Origin of the sequence: Vibrio lentus, assembly GCF_030409755.1 — a bacterium.
Classification (GTDB): Bacteria; Pseudomonadota; Gammaproteobacteria; order Enterobacterales; family Vibrionaceae; genus Vibrio; species Vibrio lentus.
The window spans coordinates 2413251-2430948 of sequence record NZ_JAUFQE010000002.1 but is presented as its reverse complement, the minus strand read 5'-3'; the positions used below and the strand labels follow the sequence as shown (position 1 = coordinate 2430948).

The 17698-nt window shown below is 45.0% G+C and carries 15 protein-coding genes and 2 tRNA genes; 15 read left to right on the top strand and 2 right to left on the bottom strand.

The genetic code is table 11. The annotated features are described in order from the left end of the window. The first annotated feature begins 62 nt into the window (after nt 1–62). The 15 genes from folP to QWZ07_RS19145 all read left to right on the top strand — a co-directional run bounded on the left by folP (nt 63) and on the right by QWZ07_RS19145 (nt 15543). Nucleotides 63–893: a dihydropteroate synthase gene (folP, locus tag QWZ07_RS19215; protein WP_192852281.1), complete on the top strand. Its 831-nt coding sequence runs from the start codon at nt 63–65 to the stop codon at nt 891–893. Nucleotides 894–915: 22 nt separating this feature from the next. After that, complete coding sequence (glmM, locus tag QWZ07_RS19210) at nt 916–2256, top strand: phosphoglucosamine mutase (RefSeq protein WP_102279526.1); 1341 nt, start codon at nt 916–918, stop codon at nt 2254–2256. Between the two features lie 277 nt (nt 2257–2533). Beyond that, complete coding sequence (secG, locus tag QWZ07_RS19205) at nt 2534–2866, top strand: preprotein translocase subunit SecG (RefSeq protein WP_029223252.1); 333 nt, start codon at nt 2534–2536, stop codon at nt 2864–2866. A 16-nt stretch (nt 2867–2882) separates the two neighbouring features. Then, a tRNA-Leu gene (locus QWZ07_RS19200) sits at nt 2883–2967 on the top strand. 53 nt (nt 2968–3020) lie between these two features. Further along, nucleotides 3021–3097, top strand: a tRNA-Met gene (locus QWZ07_RS19195). 235 nt (nt 3098–3332) lie between these two features. Next, nucleotides 3333–3788, top strand: coding sequence for a ribosome maturation factor RimP (gene rimP / locus QWZ07_RS19190; protein ID WP_004734501.1), 456 nt, complete (start codon nt 3333–3335; stop codon nt 3786–3788). Between the two features lie 35 nt (nt 3789–3823). Beyond that, complete coding sequence (gene nusA / locus QWZ07_RS19185; RefSeq protein WP_065103003.1) at nt 3824–5311, top strand: transcription termination factor NusA; 1488 nt, start codon at nt 3824–3826, stop codon at nt 5309–5311. A gap of 22 nt (nt 5312–5333) precedes the next feature. Beyond that, nucleotides 5334–8024: a translation initiation factor IF-2 gene (gene infB, locus QWZ07_RS19180; protein ID WP_076672205.1), complete on the top strand. Its 2691-nt coding sequence runs from the start codon at nt 5334–5336 to the stop codon at nt 8022–8024. A 134-nt stretch (nt 8025–8158) separates the two neighbouring features. Next, nucleotides 8159–8572, top strand: coding sequence for a 30S ribosome-binding factor RbfA (rbfA, locus tag QWZ07_RS19175; RefSeq protein ID WP_017106942.1), 414 nt, complete (start codon nt 8159–8161; stop codon nt 8570–8572). Beyond that, nucleotides 8572–9525 (top strand): tRNA pseudouridine(55) synthase TruB, encoded by a 954-nt coding sequence (truB, locus tag QWZ07_RS19170; RefSeq protein ID WP_102299795.1) that lies wholly within the window; start codon nt 8572–8574, stop codon nt 9523–9525. Before rbfA ends, truB begins: the two co-directional genes overlap by 1 nt. Nucleotides 9526–9743: 218 nt before the next feature. Further along, nucleotides 9744–10013 carry a 30S ribosomal protein S15 gene (gene rpsO, locus QWZ07_RS19165; RefSeq protein ID WP_004734493.1) on the top strand — a complete coding sequence of 90 codons (270 nt, stop codon included), beginning with the start codon at nt 9744–9746 and terminating at the stop codon, nt 10011–10013. Nucleotides 10014–10392: 379 nt separating this feature from the next. Further along, nucleotides 10393–12513 carry a polyribonucleotide nucleotidyltransferase gene (gene pnp / locus QWZ07_RS19160; RefSeq protein ID WP_009847538.1) on the top strand — a complete coding sequence of 707 codons (2121 nt, stop codon included), beginning with the start codon at nt 10393–10395 and terminating at the stop codon, nt 12511–12513. A 124-nt stretch (nt 12514–12637) separates the two neighbouring features. Then, complete coding sequence (gene nlpI, locus QWZ07_RS19155) at nt 12638–13561, top strand: lipoprotein NlpI (protein ID WP_192852280.1); 924 nt, start codon at nt 12638–12640, stop codon at nt 13559–13561. 142 nt (nt 13562–13703) lie between these two features. Continuing rightward, complete coding sequence (locus QWZ07_RS19150) at nt 13704–14111, top strand: MarR family winged helix-turn-helix transcriptional regulator (RefSeq protein ID WP_029225890.1); 408 nt, start codon at nt 13704–13706, stop codon at nt 14109–14111. Between the two features lie 94 nt (nt 14112–14205). After that, a complete protein-coding gene (locus QWZ07_RS19145) occupies nt 14206–15543 on the top strand; it encodes an MATE family efflux transporter (RefSeq protein ID WP_192852279.1) in 1338 nt (445 codons plus the stop codon). A gap of 85 nt (nt 15544–15628) precedes the next feature. Here the strand turns inward: QWZ07_RS19145 and QWZ07_RS19140 are convergent, their stop codons facing one another. Together QWZ07_RS19140 and ubiU are read right to left on the bottom strand one after the other, a co-directional pair. Next, on the bottom strand, nt 15629–16507 hold the full coding sequence (locus tag QWZ07_RS19140; protein WP_017108764.1) for a U32 family peptidase: 879 nt from the start codon (nt 16505–16507) through the stop codon (nt 15629–15631). A gap of 18 nt (nt 16508–16525) precedes the next feature. Continuing rightward, a complete protein-coding gene (gene ubiU, locus QWZ07_RS19135) occupies nt 16526–17539 on the bottom strand; it encodes a ubiquinone anaerobic biosynthesis protein UbiU (RefSeq protein WP_016784927.1) in 1014 nt (337 codons plus the stop codon). Nucleotides 17540–17698: the final 159 nt, after the last annotated feature.

The following is a 17698-nucleotide window of genomic DNA, read 5'->3' as shown; positions in this document are numbered from 1 at the left end:
GTACGCTCAGGGTTTTTCTGTTTATAGCGCAAAGTGTTTTAACCTTTTAAGACCCGCCTTCCATGATATTACAAGCAAACAACAAAACACTCCTTTTAGACCGTCCGCATGTGATGGGTATCCTCAATGTTACGCCCGACTCATTTTCTGATGGTGGTCAATTCAACTCATTAGAGAAAGCATTGCAGCAAGCTGAACGCATGATCAAAGCAGGTGTCAGTATTATTGATATCGGTGGTGAATCTACCCGCCCGGGAGCGCCTGAAGTTACATTGGAAGATGAACTATCAAGGGTTATACCTGCAATTAAAGCGATTCGAGCCAATTTTGATGTGTGGATCTCTATTGATACCAGCAAAGCGGAAGTGATGCGTCAAGCCGTTGAGGCGGGCGCTGACTTGATCAATGATGTGCGAGCTCTGCAAGAGCCGGGCGCTTTAGAGGCTGCTGCTCAAGCTCAAGTTCCAGTTTGTTTGATGCACATGAAAGGCCAGCCAAGAACCATGCAAGCTAATCCTTGTTATGGCGATGTTTTCACGGATGTTGAAGACTTTTTAAAAGAAAGAGTTGAGGCCTGTGAGGCTGTAGGCATACCCAAAGAGCAACTTGTTCTCGATCCTGGTTTTGGCTTTGGTAAAACCATCGAGCATAATTACCACCTATTAGCGCACCTTGAAAAATTTCATACGCTTGGCTTGCCAATCTTAGCGGGTATCTCGAGAAAATCGATGATCTTTAAGCTGCTAGACAAAGCACCAGCAGATTGCATGGTAGGAAGTGTTACTTGCGCCACCATTGCTGCGATGAAAGGTGCTCAAATTATTCGCGTTCACGATGTGGAAGATACATTGGAAGCGATGAAGATAATTGAAGTGATGAACAACAATCACTAAATAATAATTAAGGAAAATCAATATGTCTGATAAAAGACGTTACTTCGGAACAGATGGCGTACGTGGCAAAGTGGGTCAGTACCCAATTACACCTGATTTTGTTTTGAAGCTTGGCTGGGCTGCGGGTCGTGTTTTAGCAAAACAGGGCACAAAAAAAGTGATTATAGGTAAAGATACTCGTATTTCTGGTTACATGCTTGAGTCTGCTTTAGAAGCTGGTTTAGCTGCAGCGGGCCTACAGGCAACGTTTACGGGGCCAATGCCGACACCGGCTGTTGCTTACCTAACACAAACTTTCCGTGCTGAGGCGGGGATTGTTATATCTGCATCGCACAACCCATATTACGATAACGGCATTAAGTTCTTCTCTTCTGAAGGTACTAAATTGTCGGATGAAATTGAGTTGGCAATCGAAGCTGAACTAGACAAAGATATCGAGTGCGTGGAATCTTCAGTACTAGGTAAAGCAGTACGCTTAAATGATGCCGCTGGTCGTTATATTGAATTTTGTAAAAGTACATTCCCGCACAAAATGACGTTAGCCGGAATGAAAATTGTGGTTGATTGCGCGCACGGTGCAACTTACCACATCGCGCCAGCTGTGTTTAAAGAGTTGGGTGCTGAAGTCATCGCAATGGGCGTTGAGCCAAATGGTACCAACATTAACCATGAAGTGGGAGCGACGGATGTGCGTGCTCTGCAAGCTAAAGTGGTTGAAGAGAAAGCAGCACTAGGTCTTGGCTTTGATGGCGACGGTGACCGTATCATTATGGTTGATGAGCTAGGCAACAAGGTTGATGGTGACCAAATCGCTTACATCATTGCTCGTGATGCGCTACGTCGAGGTGAACTAAAAGGCGGGGTTGTTGGTACATTGATGACGAACCTTGGTATGGAAAATGGACTTAAGCAATTAGGTATTCCATTTGTACGTGCTGCTGTAGGTGACCGTTATGTAATGGAGCAGCTTCTTGCTAAAGGCTGGAAGATTGGTGCAGAAAACTCTGGCCATGTGATTCTATTGGATAAAGTAACGACGGGTGATGCCATCGTTGCTGCACTGCAAGTGTTGGCTTCAGTGGTTGATAGCGAAATGACACTGAATGAACTTTCTCAAGGTATGACGTTATACCCTCAGGTTCTAGAAAATGTTCGTTTCAGCGGTGACTCAAACCCATTAGAAGCAGAGGCCGTTAAAACGGCAGTTGTGGAAGTGGAAGCTGAACTTGGCGAAAAAGGCCGCGTATTGCTGCGTAAGTCAGGTACAGAGCCACTATTACGAGTGATGGTTGAAGGTGAAGATGCTGATCTTGTTCAGAAATCTGCACTTAAGATTGCTGATGCTGTAAAAGCGAATTGCTAATTAAATAGTTTATCGCTGTGGCGTGCATCATCATGCCCGTGATTAGGTCTGTTTAACTTATGCCTTGATAAAAGCGACATAAACGAGTTTTATGTCGCTTTTGAGCTTTTTTTAAGCACTCGCTTGTTAAAGGCTTATTTTTTAGCAAATTCCCCTTGTCAGTCATCGTCGCATTCGCTAGTATTGCTCGGCCTTCAGTTAGGAGGTCGCTAGCCTTGTTCTTAAAAATAGTTTTTTGAACGGCGCTGGCTCAACAATTAGGAACATAGGTGGAAAAATGTTTACAGTTCTACTTGTGATTTACCTGTTGGCAGCGCTTGGTGTAATTGGCCTAGTGTTGATTCAACAAGGTAAAGGCGCAGATATGGGAGCCTCATTCGGTGCTGGCGCTTCAAACACTGTGTTTGGTGCTGGTGGCTCAGGAAATTTCCTTACCCGAATGACTGCAATTTTTGCAACTACATTTTTTATCCTTAGCTTAGTGCTTGGTAATATGTCTACACATAAAACTGAGTCACAATGGATTAACCCGACTGAAGGTCAGGTAATTCAGCAAGCTGAAGATGCAGTGAGTGAAGTTCCGGCGCAAGGCGACGAGATTCCACAATAATCTGCAAAGATTTGATGCCGAGATGGTGAAATTGGTAGACACGCTAGCATGAGGTGCTAGTGCCTTAGGGTGTGAGGGTTCGAGTCCCTCTCTCGGCACCATGTTTACAAACTTGTAAAACATCTTGTTGGGCGTATAATGCTCACAAGTCGGACGCGGGATGGAGCAGTTTGGTAGCTCGTCGGGCTCATAACCCGAAGGTCGTCGGTTCAAATCCGGCTCCCGCAACCAATTTCAATGCTATTATATAGCGTGTATTGGTAGCAAGTTTGCACAGTGTGAACCTCACTGTGAGTTAAGTGTAATATCAAATATGATGGCACTTAACATATAAGGGTCCAGCAACAAAAACCCCGGCTTATACGGGGTTTTTTGTTATCTAAGCATTTGTAAATGCAATTTAGATAATGTTTGCTTGGAATTTAAATTGGGCTTTGAGCCCTTTTTTTGTTTCTGGAGTGGTTAAATGACTGGTTTAGAAAGACAACTTACTGAAATGCTTGACGCTCCAGTAGCAGCATCAGGTTATGAGTTAGTTGGATTAGAATTTATTCGTGCTGGTGAGCACTCAACGCTACGTATTTACATCGATTCACCAAATGGTATCAATGTAGACGATTGCTCTGAAGTTAGTCACCAAGTAAGTGCCGTAATGGACGTTGAAGATCCAATTTCAGTGGCTTATAACCTTGAAGTTTCTTCACCAGGTTTAGAGAGACCACTGTTCAAAGCAGAGCATTACCAACAATTTATTGGTCACGAGGTAAGCATCGTTTTGAAAATGGCTGTCGGCAACCGTCGTAAATGGAAAGGTGATATCCAATCTATTGAAGGCGAGACAGTAAAAGTATTGGTTGAAGGACAAGAAGAAGAATTCGTCCTGAGCAATATTGCGAAAGCTAACCTGATCCCTAAATTTTAGTTCTCCTAGAGAGATGAGCTTAAGAGGCTAGATTAATGAACAAAGAAATTTTGGCGGTAGTAGAAGCTGTTTCTAATGAGAAAGCAGTTCCTCGTGAGCGTATTTTTGAAGCGCTTGAAATCGCGCTTGCAACGGCAACAAAAAAGAAAAGCGAACTAGAAATTGAAGTTCGTGTTGAAATTGACCGTAAAACGGGTAATTTCGAAACTTTCCGCCGTTGGGAAGCTGTTGAGGAAGTTGAATTCCCAACAAAAGAAATCTCTATTGAAGCTGCGAAGTACGATGACCCAGAGATCGAACTTGGCGGCTTCATTGAAGATGACATCGAATCAGTAACGTTTGACCGTATTACGACTCAAACGGCTAAGCAAGTTATCGTACAGAAAGTACGTGAAGCTGAGCGTGCTCAAATCGTTGAGCAGTTCATCGATAACGAAGGTGAGCTAGTTACTGGTGTTGTTAAGAAAGTAAACCGTGACACTATTATCCTAGACCTAGGTAGCAACGCTGAAGCGGTAATCCTTCGTGATGACCAGCTTCCTCGTGAAAACTTCCGTCCAGGTGACCGTGTTCGTGGTCTTCTATACGCAGTTAAGCCAGAAGCTCGCGGCTTCCAGTTGTTCATTACTCGCTCTAAGCCTGAAATGCTAGCTGAACTATTCCGCGTTGAAGTGCCTGAGATTGGTGAAGAGCTAATTGAACTTAAAGGTGCTGCACGTGACGCTGGTTCTCGTGCTAAAATCGCTGTTAAAACAAACGACAAACGTATCGACCCTGTTGGTGCGTGTGTTGGTATGCGTGGTGCACGTGTACAAGCTGTTTCTAACGACCTTGGCGGTGAGCGTATCGATATCGTGCTTTGGGACGATAACCCGGCGCAATTCGTAATCAACGCAATGGCTCCTGCTGATGTGGCTTCTATCATCGTTGATGAAGATACACATTCAATGGACATCGCGGTTGAAGCTGACAACCTAGCGCAAGCTATCGGTCGTAGCGGTCAAAACGTACGTCTAGCATCTCAACTAACTGGTTGGGAACTGAACGTAATGACTGTTGAAGATCTTCAGAAGAAGCACCAAGAAGAAGCAGTTGCTTCAATTGAAAACTTCATGAAGCACCTAGACATCGAAGAAGACTTTGCTCAAATGCTTGTTGAAGAAGGTTTCTCTACGCTTGAAGAAGTAGCATACGTTCCTGTAAACGAGCTTCTTGAAGTGGACGGTCTAGACGAAGGTATCGTCGAAGAACTACGTAACCGCGCAAAAGACGCACTAACTACTCTAGCGCTAGCGAAAGAAGAAACTTTCGATGGTGTTGAGCCTGCTGAAGACCTACTTGCACTTGAAGGTCTTGAGCGTGAAATGGCTTACAAGCTAGCTGCAAAAGGCGTTGCTACATTGGAAGACCTAGCTGACCAAGGCGTTGATGAACTAGAAGGCATCGAAGACCTAACTGCAGAGCGTGCGGGCGAGCTGATTATGGCTGCGCGTAACATCTGTTGGTTCGGCGACGAAGAATAATTCAGCAAGGAGAGAGAGCGGTATGACACAATTAACAGTTAAAGCACTGAGTGAAGAGATTGGTACGCCAGTTGACCGCTTAATTGAACAACTTGCTGATGCAGGCATGAAGAAAGCAGGGTCGGATCAAGTGACTGATTCAGAGAAGCAAACATTGCTAACGCACCTTAAAAAGGAGCACGGCGATACTTCAGGTGAAACAGAACCGACTCGTTTAACTCTTCAACGCAAGACCCGCAGCACGCTAAGTGTTGCCGCTGGAGGCGGTAAGAGTAAGGATGTTCAAGTAGAGGTACGTAAAAAACGTACTTACGTGAAGCGCAGCGCTATTGAAGATGAAGCGAAACGTGAGGCTGAGGATGCAGCTAATCGTGAAGCGGAAGAGAAAGCACAACGCGATGCTGAAGAGCAAGCGAAACGTGATGCTGCAGAGAAAGCACAGCGCGAAGCCGAAGCAAAAGTAACACGTGAAGCGGATGCAAAACGTGAAGCTGAAGAGAAGGCTCAACGCGCACAAGCTGATAAGGCTAAAAAAGACATGAATTCAAAAAATGCAGACGCTAACGCACAAGCGAAAAAAGAAGCGGATGAACTAAAAGCTCGTCAAGAGCAAGAAGCAACTCGTAAAGCAGAAGCTGAAGCAGCTAAGCTTGTTGAAGAAGCTCGTAAGTTAGCAGAAGAAAACCAAGAACGTTGGTCTGAAGAAGAGAAGAAGAAGAAAGAGCAAGAGAAATCTGCGGATTACCATGTGACTACTTCTACTTATGCTCGTGAAGCAGAAGATGCGGCTGATAAAAAAGATGAGAAAGCTCCTCGTCGTCGCAAGAAGAAACCTGCTCCAGCAGCTCAACCAGGCAACAACCGTGGTGGTCGTAACCAACGTGGTCGTGGCGGTAAAGGTAAGCTAGCTAAACCAACTTCAATGCAACAAGGCTTCGATAAGTCAGCAACTGTTGCTAAATCTGATGTTGCTATCGGCGAAACTATCGTTGTTTCTGAACTGGCTAGCAAAATGTCAGTTAAAGCAACGGAAGTTATCAAAGTGATGATGAAGATGGGCGCTATGGCGACTATCAACCAAGTGATCGACCAAGAAACAGCACAACTTGTTGCTGAAGAAATGGGCCACAAGGTTATCCTTCGCAAAGAGAACGAATTAGAAGAAGCAGTGCTAGCTGACCGTGATAGCGATGCTATCGCAGAAGGTCGTGCTCCTGTTGTTACTATCATGGGTCACGTTGACCACGGTAAAACTTCTACACTTGATTACATTCGTAAAGCACACGTTGCTTCTGGCGAAGCTGGCGGTATCACGCAGCACATTGGTGCTTACCACGTAGATACTGACAACGGCATGATCACGTTCCTTGATACTCCTGGACACGCGGCGTTTACTGCTATGCGTGCTCGTGGTGCTCAAGCGACAGATATCGTTGTACTTGTAGTTGCAGCAGACGATGGCGTAATGCCACAAACAATCGAAGCAATCCAGCACGCGAAAGCGGCAGGCGTTCCTCTGATTGTTGCTGTGAACAAGATCGACAAAGAGGGTGCAAACCCAGACAACGTTAAGAATGAGCTAGCTCAATACGACGTTATCCCTGAAGAATGGGGCGGTGAGAACATCTTCGTTCACATCTCTGCAAAACAGGGTACAAACATCGATGGTCTTCTAGAAGCTATCCTTCTTCAGTCTGAAGTTCTTGAGCTTACAGCGGTTAAAGAAGGCATGGCATCTGGTGTTGTTGTTGAATCTCGTCTTGATAAAGGTCGTGGTCCAGTTGCAACAGTACTAGTACAGTCTGGTACTCTAAACAAAGGCGACATCGTTCTTTGTGGTCAAGAGTACGGCCGTGTTCGTGCAATGCGTGATGAAAACGGTAAAGACATCGAAACTGCAGGTCCATCTATCCCTGTAGAAATTCTAGGTCTTTCAGGCGTTCCTGCTTCAGGTGATGAAGCAACGGTTGTACGTGATGAGCGTAAAGCGCGTGAAGTTGCAAACTACCGTCAAGGTAAATTCCGTGATGTTAAACTAGCTCGCCAACAAAAAGCGAAACTAGAGAACATGTTCGCGAACATGACGGCTGGTGAAGTTGCTGAACTTAACGTTGTACTTAAAGCTGACGTTCAAGGTTCTGTAGAAGCGATTGCTGACTCTCTACTGAAACTGTCAACTGACGAAGTTAAAGTGAACATCGTAGGTTCTGGTGTTGGTGGTATTACTGAAACTGATGCAACGCTTGCAGCAGCTTCTAACGCTATCATCCTTGGTTTCAACGTACGTGCTGACGCAACTGCGCGTGGTACTGTTCAGAATGAAAACCTAGATCTACGTTACTACTCAATCATTTACCAACTGATCGACGAAGTTAAACAGGCAATGGGCGGTATGCTTGCTCCTGAATTCCGTCAAGAGATCATTGGTCTTGCTCAAGTTCGTGACGTATTTAAGTCGCCTAAACTTGGTGCAATCGCTGGTTGTATCGTTACTGAAGGTACTATTAAGCGTAGCAACCCAATCCGCGTACTTCGCGAAAACGTTGTTATCTACGAAGGTGAACTAGAGTCACTTCGTCGCTTTAAAGATGACGTTCAAGAAGTTAAAAATGGTTACGAGTGTGGTATCGGCGTTAAGAACTACAACGACGTTCGCGTTGGTGACCAGATCGAAGTATTCGAAATTGTTGAAGTTAAACGTACTCTAGACTAATCAGTCTGTACGACTCGACATATTGACTAAGGTTACTAACATTACTAGTAAAGGTAATAAGTAATCGGTTGTTGAATACACCATGGGGGGCTGGTAATTACCAAGCCCCCCATCTTTCTAAGTGAGAAAAGAAAATGTCAAAAGAATTTAGCCGCACACAACGTGTGTCTCAGCAGCTTCAAAAAGAGCTAGCACTTATCCTACAACGTGAAGTTCGTGACTCACGCATTGGTATGGTAACTATTTCAGATGTAGAAGTGTCTCGTGACCTTGCTTACGCAAAAGTGTTCGTGACTTTCCTATGTATCGGTGAGCAAACACCTGAATCATGTCTTGCTGCTCTTAAAGAGCATGAAGTGCCAGTTCGTATGGCTCTTGGTAAGCGTATTCGTCACCGTCTAACGCCTGAAGTTCGCTTTACTTACGACAACACTTTGGTTGAAGGCATGCGTATGTCTAACCTAGTAAGCGAAGTATTGAATGACGACAAGCGTAAGCAAGAAGAAGCAGGCCGTACTGAGGATACTCAGTCTAAGGACGAAGAGTAATGGCTCGCCGTCGTAAAGGTCGCCCTATAAACGGGGTAATTCTGTTAGATAAGCCGACAGGTATTTCATCTAATGATGCACTGCAAAAAGTAAAACGCATTTACTTTGCAGAGAAAGCAGGGCACACCGGTGCTCTGGATCCTCTTGCGACTGGCATGCTGCCAATTTGTCTTGGTGAAGCAACGAAGTTTTCTCAGTTTCTATTAGATTCTGATAAGCGCTACGTTGTTATTGCTAAGCTTGGTGAGCGTACCAACACTTCAGACTCTGATGGTGAAGTGGTTGAAACGCGTGAAATCAACGTGACTCAAGAGCAACTTGAACGCTGCATTGCAAGCTTCAAAGGTGAAACCGACCAGATTCCATCAATGTTCTCAGCATTGAAGTATCAAGGTAAGCCTTTGTATGAATACGCACGTGCAGGTATCGAGGTGCCTCGTGAGTCTCGCAAGATCACTGTGTATTCTATTGAGCTACTTCGCTTTGAAGGCGATGAAGTTGAGATGGAAGTGCATTGTTCTAAAGGGACTTACATCCGTACAATCACCGACGATCTTGGTGAAATGCTAGGTTGTGGTGCTCACGTGACAATGCTTCGTCGTACTGGTGTTGCAAAGTACCCGTATGAACGCATGGTTACCTTGGAACAGCTGAACGAAATTCTAGAGCAAGCACAAGCGCAAGAAATTGCACCTAAAGAGTTGCTTGATCCATTGCTAATGCCAATGGACACGGCTGTAGAAGACTTACCTGAAGTTAACTTGAATGCGGAACTGACTGATCTTGTCCAGCACGGTATGCCAGTTCAGGTTGCTGGTGCGCCAACGGAAGGAACGGTTCGCATGACAAGCGGCGAAGAGAAGCTGTTTGTCGGCGTTGCTCAAATTGCTGAAGATGGCCGAGTTGCACCGAAACGTTTGGTTGTTTTCAGAGATGAAGAGCCACAAGCGTAACGCTTACACAGAATCGGATCTTAGCGCTGAGTCGTGAAAGACGAGTAAATAAATTAGAAAGCGAGCCCTTAATTTTAATGGTTCGCTTTTTTCGTTTTTCATCAGTTCGATTGTTATTGCACCAACTCGTAAACTTCCCTATAATCCTCGGCTCGCGTAGCGGCTGAATCAGAGATTGGCTGCTACAAATATAAACTTACTCTTATCAGGAGAGATTTATGTCTCTGAATGCAGAAACTAAAGCAGCAATCGTTGCAGAATACGCACAATCTGAAGGCGACACAGGTTCACCAGAAGTACAAGTAGCACTACTTACTGCTTCTATCAACCACCTACAAGGTCACTTCAAAGCGCACAAACACGATCACCACAGCCGTCGTGGTCTATTACGTATGGTTTCTAGCCGTCGTAAGCTTCTTGATTACTTGAAAGGCAAAAACCTTACTCGTTACCAAGACCTAATCAAGCGTCTAGGCCTACGTCGCTAATAGCGATGTCTGCAAAGACAGTTTGAAGAAAAGGAGCATTTATGCTCCTTTTTTTGTGTCTGTAAGAAAATGTTTGGCCGGATGCACAGAATATCATCTGGCTTTTTCTGATAGGAAATATCTCTCCTAATAAAAATAGTTTATACTACGCCCGCCTATGCGTTTTCAACGCTGGGCAATCAACCTCTCAAGACGTTACAGTCACAGATGTCGGCCAATAGGTCGCGACTATTCAAAGGCGGATTTGGTCTTAATTCGGCGTATGAACTCATACAAAGAAGCATCATTCCCAAGTCTCTTTTCACTAGTCGCGATTGGTAATATCTTGAGTCAATCTTCACTTAATCTAAAGTCATGACTTTAGAGCTAAGGATATACAATGTTTGAAAAACCAGTTGTAAAATCGTTCCAGTACGGTAACCACACCGTTACTCTAGAAACGGGCGTAATGGCACGTCAAGCTACTGCTGCTGTAATGGCGACTATGGACGATACATCAGTATTCGTTTCTGTTGTTGCTAAGAAAGAAGCTGTTGCAGGCCAAGATTTCTTCCCTCTAACAGTTAACTACCAAGAGCGTACATACGCTGCGGGTAAAATCCCTGGTGGTTTCTTCAAGCGTGAAGGTCGTCCTTCTGAAGGCGAAACGCTAACAGCTCGTCTGATTGACCGTCCAATTCGTCCACTTTTCCCAAGTGCGTTTAAAAACGAAGTTCAAGTTATCGCTACGGTTGTTTCTATCAACCCTGACGTAAACCCAGACATGATCACTATGATCGCAACGTCTGCTGCGCTTGCTATCTCTGGTGCTCCATTCAATGGTCCTATCGGTGCTGCACGTGTTGGTCACATCGACGGCGAACTTGTTCTTAACCCATCAAATACTGAGCTTGAAAACTCTAAACTAGACCTAGTTGTGTCTGGTACAGAAGGCGCAGTACTTATGGTTGAATCTGAAGCAGATAACCTATCTGAAGAAGAAATGCTTTCAGCTGTTGTTTACGGTCACGACCAACAACAAGTTGTAATCAAAGCGATCAACGAATTTGCAGCTGAAGTTGCAACTCCATCTTGGAACTGGGAAGCGCCAGCAGTTAACACTGAGCTTAAAGCTAAAGTTGCTGAGCAAGCTGAAACTCGTCTATCTGACGCGTACCAGATCACTGAGAAAATGGCTCGTTACGAGCAAGTTGGCGCAATCAAGAACGACACTGTTGAAGCTCTGATTGCACAAGACGAAAACCTAGATGAGCGCGAAATCCGCGGCATGCTTGGTTCTCTAGAGAAAAACGTAGTGCGTAGCCGCATCATTGCTGGTAACCCACGTATCGATGGCCGTGAAAAAGACATGGTTCGTGCGCTAGACGTACGTACTGGTGTTCTTCCACGTACACACGGTTCTTCTCTATTCACTCGTGGTGAAACTCAAGCACTTGTTACTGCAACGCTTGGTACACAACGTGATGCACAAATCATCGACAGCCTAATGGGTGAGAAGAAAGACAACTTCCTTCTACACTACAACTTCCCTCCATACTGTGTAGGTGAGACTGGTTTCGTTGGTTCTCCTAAGCGTCGTGAAATTGGTCACGGTAAGCTTGCTAAACGTGGTATCCAAGCTGTAATGCCTTCTGTTGACGAATTCCCATACACAGTTCGTGTTGTATCGGAAATCACAGAATCTAACGGTTCTTCTTCAATGGCTTCTGTATGTGGTACATCTCTAGCACTTATGGATGCTGGTGTTCCAATCAAAGCTTCTGTTGCGGGTATCGCAATGGGTCTTGTTAAAGAAGGCGACGATTTCGTTGTTCTTTCTGACATCCTTGGCGACGAAGATCACCTAGGTGACATGGACTTTAAAGTAGCAGGTACTAACGCTGGTATCACTGCACTTCAAATGGACATCAAGATCGAAGGTATCACTAAAGAGATCATGCAAATTGCACTTAACCAAGCGCAAGGTGCACGTAAGCACATCCTTTCTGTAATGGATGAAGCTATCTCTGGTGCTCGTGAAGATATCTCTGAATTCGCTCCACGTATCCACACAATGAAAATCAGCTCTGATAAGATCAAAGATGTTATCGGTAAAGGCGGCGCAGTTATCCGTGCTCTTTGTGAAGAAACAGGTACTACAATCGAAATCGAAGACGATGGCACAATCAAGATTGCTGCTACTGAAGGCGCAGCTGCTAAAGAAGCTATCCGTCGTATCGAAGAGATCACTGCTGAAGTTGAAGTTGGCCGCATTTACCAAGGTAAAGTTGCTCGTCTAGCTGACTTCGGTGCATTCGTTACTATCCTTCCAGGTAAAGATGGTCTAGTACACATCTCTCAAATCGCTGACAAGCGTGTTGAGAAAGTGTCTGACTACCTAACTGAAGGTCAAGAAGTTCCTGTTAAGGTTCTTGAAATTGACCGTCAAGGCCGTGTACGCCTAAGCATGAAAGAAGCAGTTGAAACGCCAGCTGAAGGCGAAGCACCTGCTGCTGAGTAATTCTTAGCCTATTAATGGGACTGTCGCTTTTTAGTGATTTCTAACCCATTGGTAAAAAAGCATGTTATAAAGGGGAGCATATCGCTCCCCTTTTTTATTGCGGTCATAACAGGAGTAATTATTTGTGAAATGGTTTCAAACCGCGAGTATGTGTTTACTGCTTGTACTAACTGGTTGTGCGACAACATCAGATAACACCTCACGTTGGGTTTATCCACCAATGGCTGTGCCGCTTCAACCAAGTGTTCAGCAAGAAGTGCAAATAGCGCGCCTTAGTCAGTTATTACAACGCCCAGACTTGAACGATGAAGTTCGAGCTAAAATGTTGTTCGAGCGTGGTAACTACTACGACAGCGTTGGCCTGCGTGATTTAGCACGTCTTGATTTCAATCAGTCTCTTTCATTGAACCCCGCTCAACCTGATATCTTCAACCTTTTGGGTGTTTACTTTACGCAAGTAGGGGAGTTTGATGCCGCTTATGAATCTTTTGATTCTACGTTAGAGCTTGATCCTGCAAACTCATATGCAGAACGAAATCGTTCTATCGCACTCTACTATGGTGAGCGCTATGACTTAGCCAATGAAGAGATGATGAAGCACTACGCTGATGCTCCTAGCGATCCGTTTCGCGCTCTGTGGCTTTACATCATTCAGCATGAACTCACGCCAGAACAAGCCAAGCTTGATTTACAAAAGCGTTACGAGAGTCGTGATGAACAGTGGGGCTGGGTATTAGTTGCGATCATGCTTGACGATATTACCGAAGAGCAGGCGTTCAAAGCTATCCTAACGGGGACTCGTGACAACACGCTCCTAGCTCAACGCCTAACTGAAACGTACTTCTACCTTGCTAAGCGTCACCACATGAATGGTGATTACGCGAATGCTATCTCTTTGTACAAATTAGCGGTTTCTTTTAACGTGTATGAATACGTAGAACACCGTTACTCTTTCTTAGAGTTAAGCCGTATTTTTAGTACGCTTAAGGCTGAACATTTAGCACAAGCTAAGTTGGCCGCTGCCGAAGAAGAAGCTAACGCTAAGTAAGTTACATAGTAAGAATATTAAAAACCGCTGCCAGTCAGCGGTTTTTTTATGCGCGTTGTTTAGTTTTTGGTTGCTTTAAAATCAAACAATATTAAAATAGTTAGCCTTGCTAACTAAATGTAAATTCTGTGGTTGGAAATCTATGTTGGATCAGAATCTAGAAAAAATTGAACGCTTTGCTTCTAAGATATGGCGCACTCAAGTGAATGAAGATCCTATCTGCCAGCTGAGCTTTAATGAGTACGATTATTTGAAGGTCATTCAAGCTTCACCAGAGCCTATTCGGCTAACAGACCTTGCTATTGAGATGCAGGTGACAAAACCTTCTGCCACGACTATGGTTCAAAGGCTAGAAAGAAAAGGACTCGTAGAGCGCCAAGCCTCGCTTGAGGATGCACGCTCTAAGTTGGTCATTTTAACCAAGAAAGCTGAAATTGGTTTGGAAGAAGAAAGTAAGATTTATCAGGTGATGGCACAAACGCTTGAGAGCCGTTTATCTGAGCAAGAATCCCAACTGTTGAATCAACTGTTAGATAAAGCGTTGAAGTAATTAGTTTAAATATTTAGTTAGCCTTGTTAACTAATTTTTAGAGTCGTATCTCATTTTAGTGCGGCTCAATAGATGAAAGAAAGTAGAGTAAGAAATGAGTAACTCAATTAGTCGTCAATTCTGGCGATACACAATTCCTACCGTAGCGGCTATGTTAGTGAACGGCCTTTACCAAGTGGTAGATGGCATCTTTATCGGCCGTTATGTCGGTGCTGATGGACTTGCGGGTATTAACGTCGCGTGGCCTGTTATTGGGTCGATTCTCGGCATTGGTATGCTGGTGGGCGTGGGTACGGGTGCCCTTGTCTCGATTCGCCAAGGCGAAAAAGACCCCAAAGGTGCCAAGCAGATTTTAGCAACGGGTTTAACCTTGCTGTTGGCGATAACGCCAATTGTCTCTGGATTGTTGTTTCTGTTTGCCGATAACTTTTTGCTTTGGCAGGGCGCGGAAGGTCGAGTGTATGAGCTTGGCCTGCAGTACTTACATATCCTAATTGGTGCAAGTGTCTTTACCTTAGGCTCTATTGCGATGCCATTTTTACTGCGTAACGATGACAGCCCGAACTTGGCCACCATACTGATGATTGTTGGTGCGGTGATCAATATTGTATTGGATTACCTGTTTATCGCTCAGTTTGGTTGGGAGTTGAAGGGTGCTGCATTGGCAACTGCAATGGCTCAGTTTGTGGTAACAGGCCTGGGTCTGGCTTACTTCTTTTCACGTCGAGCAAACTTGCGTTTACGTTGGAATGAACTGAGATTGAAGTTATCGGTAATTCCTGAAATCTTCGCTATCGGTACATCAAGCTTCTTTATGTATGCGTATGGTTCGATGATGGTGGCGCTGCATAATGCCTTGTTCTCCCAGTATGGCGACCAGTTGATGATTGGTGCTTACGCTATTTTGGGCTACATCGTGACGGTTTATTACCTCACAGCGGAAGGCATCGCAAATGGTATGCAGCCTTTAGTCAGTTACAACCATGGCGCTCGCAATCAAGCGAATATTCGTAAGTTACTGAAGATTGCGATGGTGAGCTCTGTCTTGATTGGTGTGGCGTTTGTGTTGTTGTTGAATGCGTTCCCACGTGAGTTTGTTTCCGTCTTTAACTCAGATGAACCTCAGCTAGTTGAGTACACTGTGTTAGGTATTCGACTACACATGTTTGCATTGGCGCTTGATGGTTTCTTAGTGGTAGCGGGTGCTTACTATCAAGCGGTGAACAAGGGCAGTAAGGCGATGTTTGTGACGATAGGTAACATGCTTATCCAACTGCCTTTCTTGTACATTATGCCTAAGTTGTACGGTGTGCCGGGGATCTGGATAGCGTATCCATTGTCCAATATCGCGTTAAGCGTAGTTGTTATGATTATGCTCTACAAAGACGTAAAGAAGCTCGATGCTGCGCCGCTGGAAACCGCGACGGCGTAGGTCGTTTTTATTGAGCTGAATGAAAAAGGTCTAGCGAATGCTAGGCCTTTTTTGTATCCATGACTGACTGGCTCAACGAGAGGAGTTAGATGTTCTTAACTTCTAAACCTGCAAGTTGGTGCCAGTATCCGTTACATTGACGGTTTTCAATGGTCATTGGCTTTTGGCCATGCTCATTGGCTTTGAAGTTGTTGAGCTCAGAGAAGGTATCGATACCTAATGGGCTCAAACGAACCACGTCGACCAAGTCATGCATGCTCGGCAAGTCATTGACTAGGTTGTAGCAGTAACCCGATTGGGTTTGGATGCCGTTAAGGTTAAAGACCGACTGACCTTCTTGGCTATCGACTTGGAGACCTGTTGGATATTTGATGCAGCAGGTTTCGCAATCGTCTTTGGCTTTGTTTTCAGCGCGAGCGGTAAAGCAGCGTGCCGAGTAAGCAAGCGGTAAGTAGCCGTGGCTAAACACTTCGACTTCGAACTTATTACGAATATTAAGCTCTTCACATTGTGTCATGACGTTACTCAGCCATTCACGAGAAAGCTCAACAGGCATACACCAGCGCGTCATACCTTGCTTCAAAAACAGGTTCAGCGTGCGTGCATTGTAGGTGTTAACCGCAGGGCCAACCACGAACGGTACTTTGCTTTCGCTGGCTAATTGAATAGCCGATACGTCGTTGGCTTCAATCGCGAAGTCACCATTATCAATGTACTTCTTCATGATGTTGACTTCGCTTGGCGCTTCCAACAACGCCATCGTCGATAGCACCACTTGCTTACCTGAAGCAGACAGCTCTTTGGCAATGTCCATCCAGTGTTTGGCTTTCATCTCACGACGCTTTGAACACACGGCTTCACCAAGGTAGATGATGTCGGCAGAGCTAGATTTTGCTTGCTCATAGAAGCTTTCAACGTCCTGTTTTGGCCAAAAGTAGAGTAGAGGGCCTAATGCGTATTTCATTGAGTTCTCCATTTGGCGCTATTGCCATTTGCGGTGGTAAGCACCAAGAGTGGTTTGTGTGCCTTCAGATACGTTCGCCAGTGTCGCATTCCAAGCTTGTTCTACTTGGTATTGTTCTGGATTCGCTAAGTAGCGATCAATGGCCGCACGCCACGTACGAGTCACTTGTTCTACATAAGCAGGGCTACGCTGACGACCTTCAATCTTCACTGAAGCAACATTTGCTGCGAATAGCTCTGGCAGCATTGATAGCGTATTAAGGCTCGTTGGCTCTTCAAGTGCATGGTAGCGCTTGCGTTCGCCATCGATGTCCGCTTCAAAGCGACCTTTACACAGTGTTGGGTAGCCCGCGTTTTCGCCTGCTACGTACTTATCAATCAAGATTTCATTCAAGCGCGACTCTAGGCCGGTTTCTGTTTCTTGCCAGCGTACATATTTCGCCGGAGAACAAGCGCCTACCGTGTTAGGGGATTCACCGGTCATGTATGAAGAGAGGTAGCAACGGCCTTCAGCCATGATGCATAAACTACCGAAAGCGAATACTTCAAGGTCAACGTCAGAGGTGATGTTACGAGAAAGCTGTTTGACCTGATGAATCGACAATACGCGCGGCAATACCACACGCTTTACATTGAAGTTCTTGTGGTAGAAATCGATCGCAGCTGCATTGGTCGCAGAAGCTTGTACTGATAGGTGCAGTTCTAAATCTGGGTATTTATTTGCTGCGTATTCAAGAACCGCAATATCCGCGATGATCAGCGCATCAACACCCAGTGCTGCCGCGTTGTCTACGGCATTGGTCCAACGTTCGAAGCCATTTGGGTGAGCAAAAGTGTTTAAGGCAACGTGAATTTTCTTGTTGCGGTCATGCACGTATTGCACGGCACGATCGAGCTTTTTACCCGCAAAGTTTAGGCCTGCAAAGTGTCGGGCATTGGTATCGTCTTTGAATCCGATATAGACAGCATCCGCACCGCAATCAATGGCGGTTTTCAAAGCAGGTAAGTTACCCGCTGGGCATAAGAGTTCCATTTGCTCACTACCAGTAGAATGAAATTGAAGCGAGCATTTTATGAAGAATTATGAATGACGGAATTGATGTAAGGCAGGTTTAGATGGATAAATCTGCTTTTACTCCGTTTGAGGTACTGACGAGTAGCCGTTTTATGTGTTGGTTAAGCTTTTAGAGGA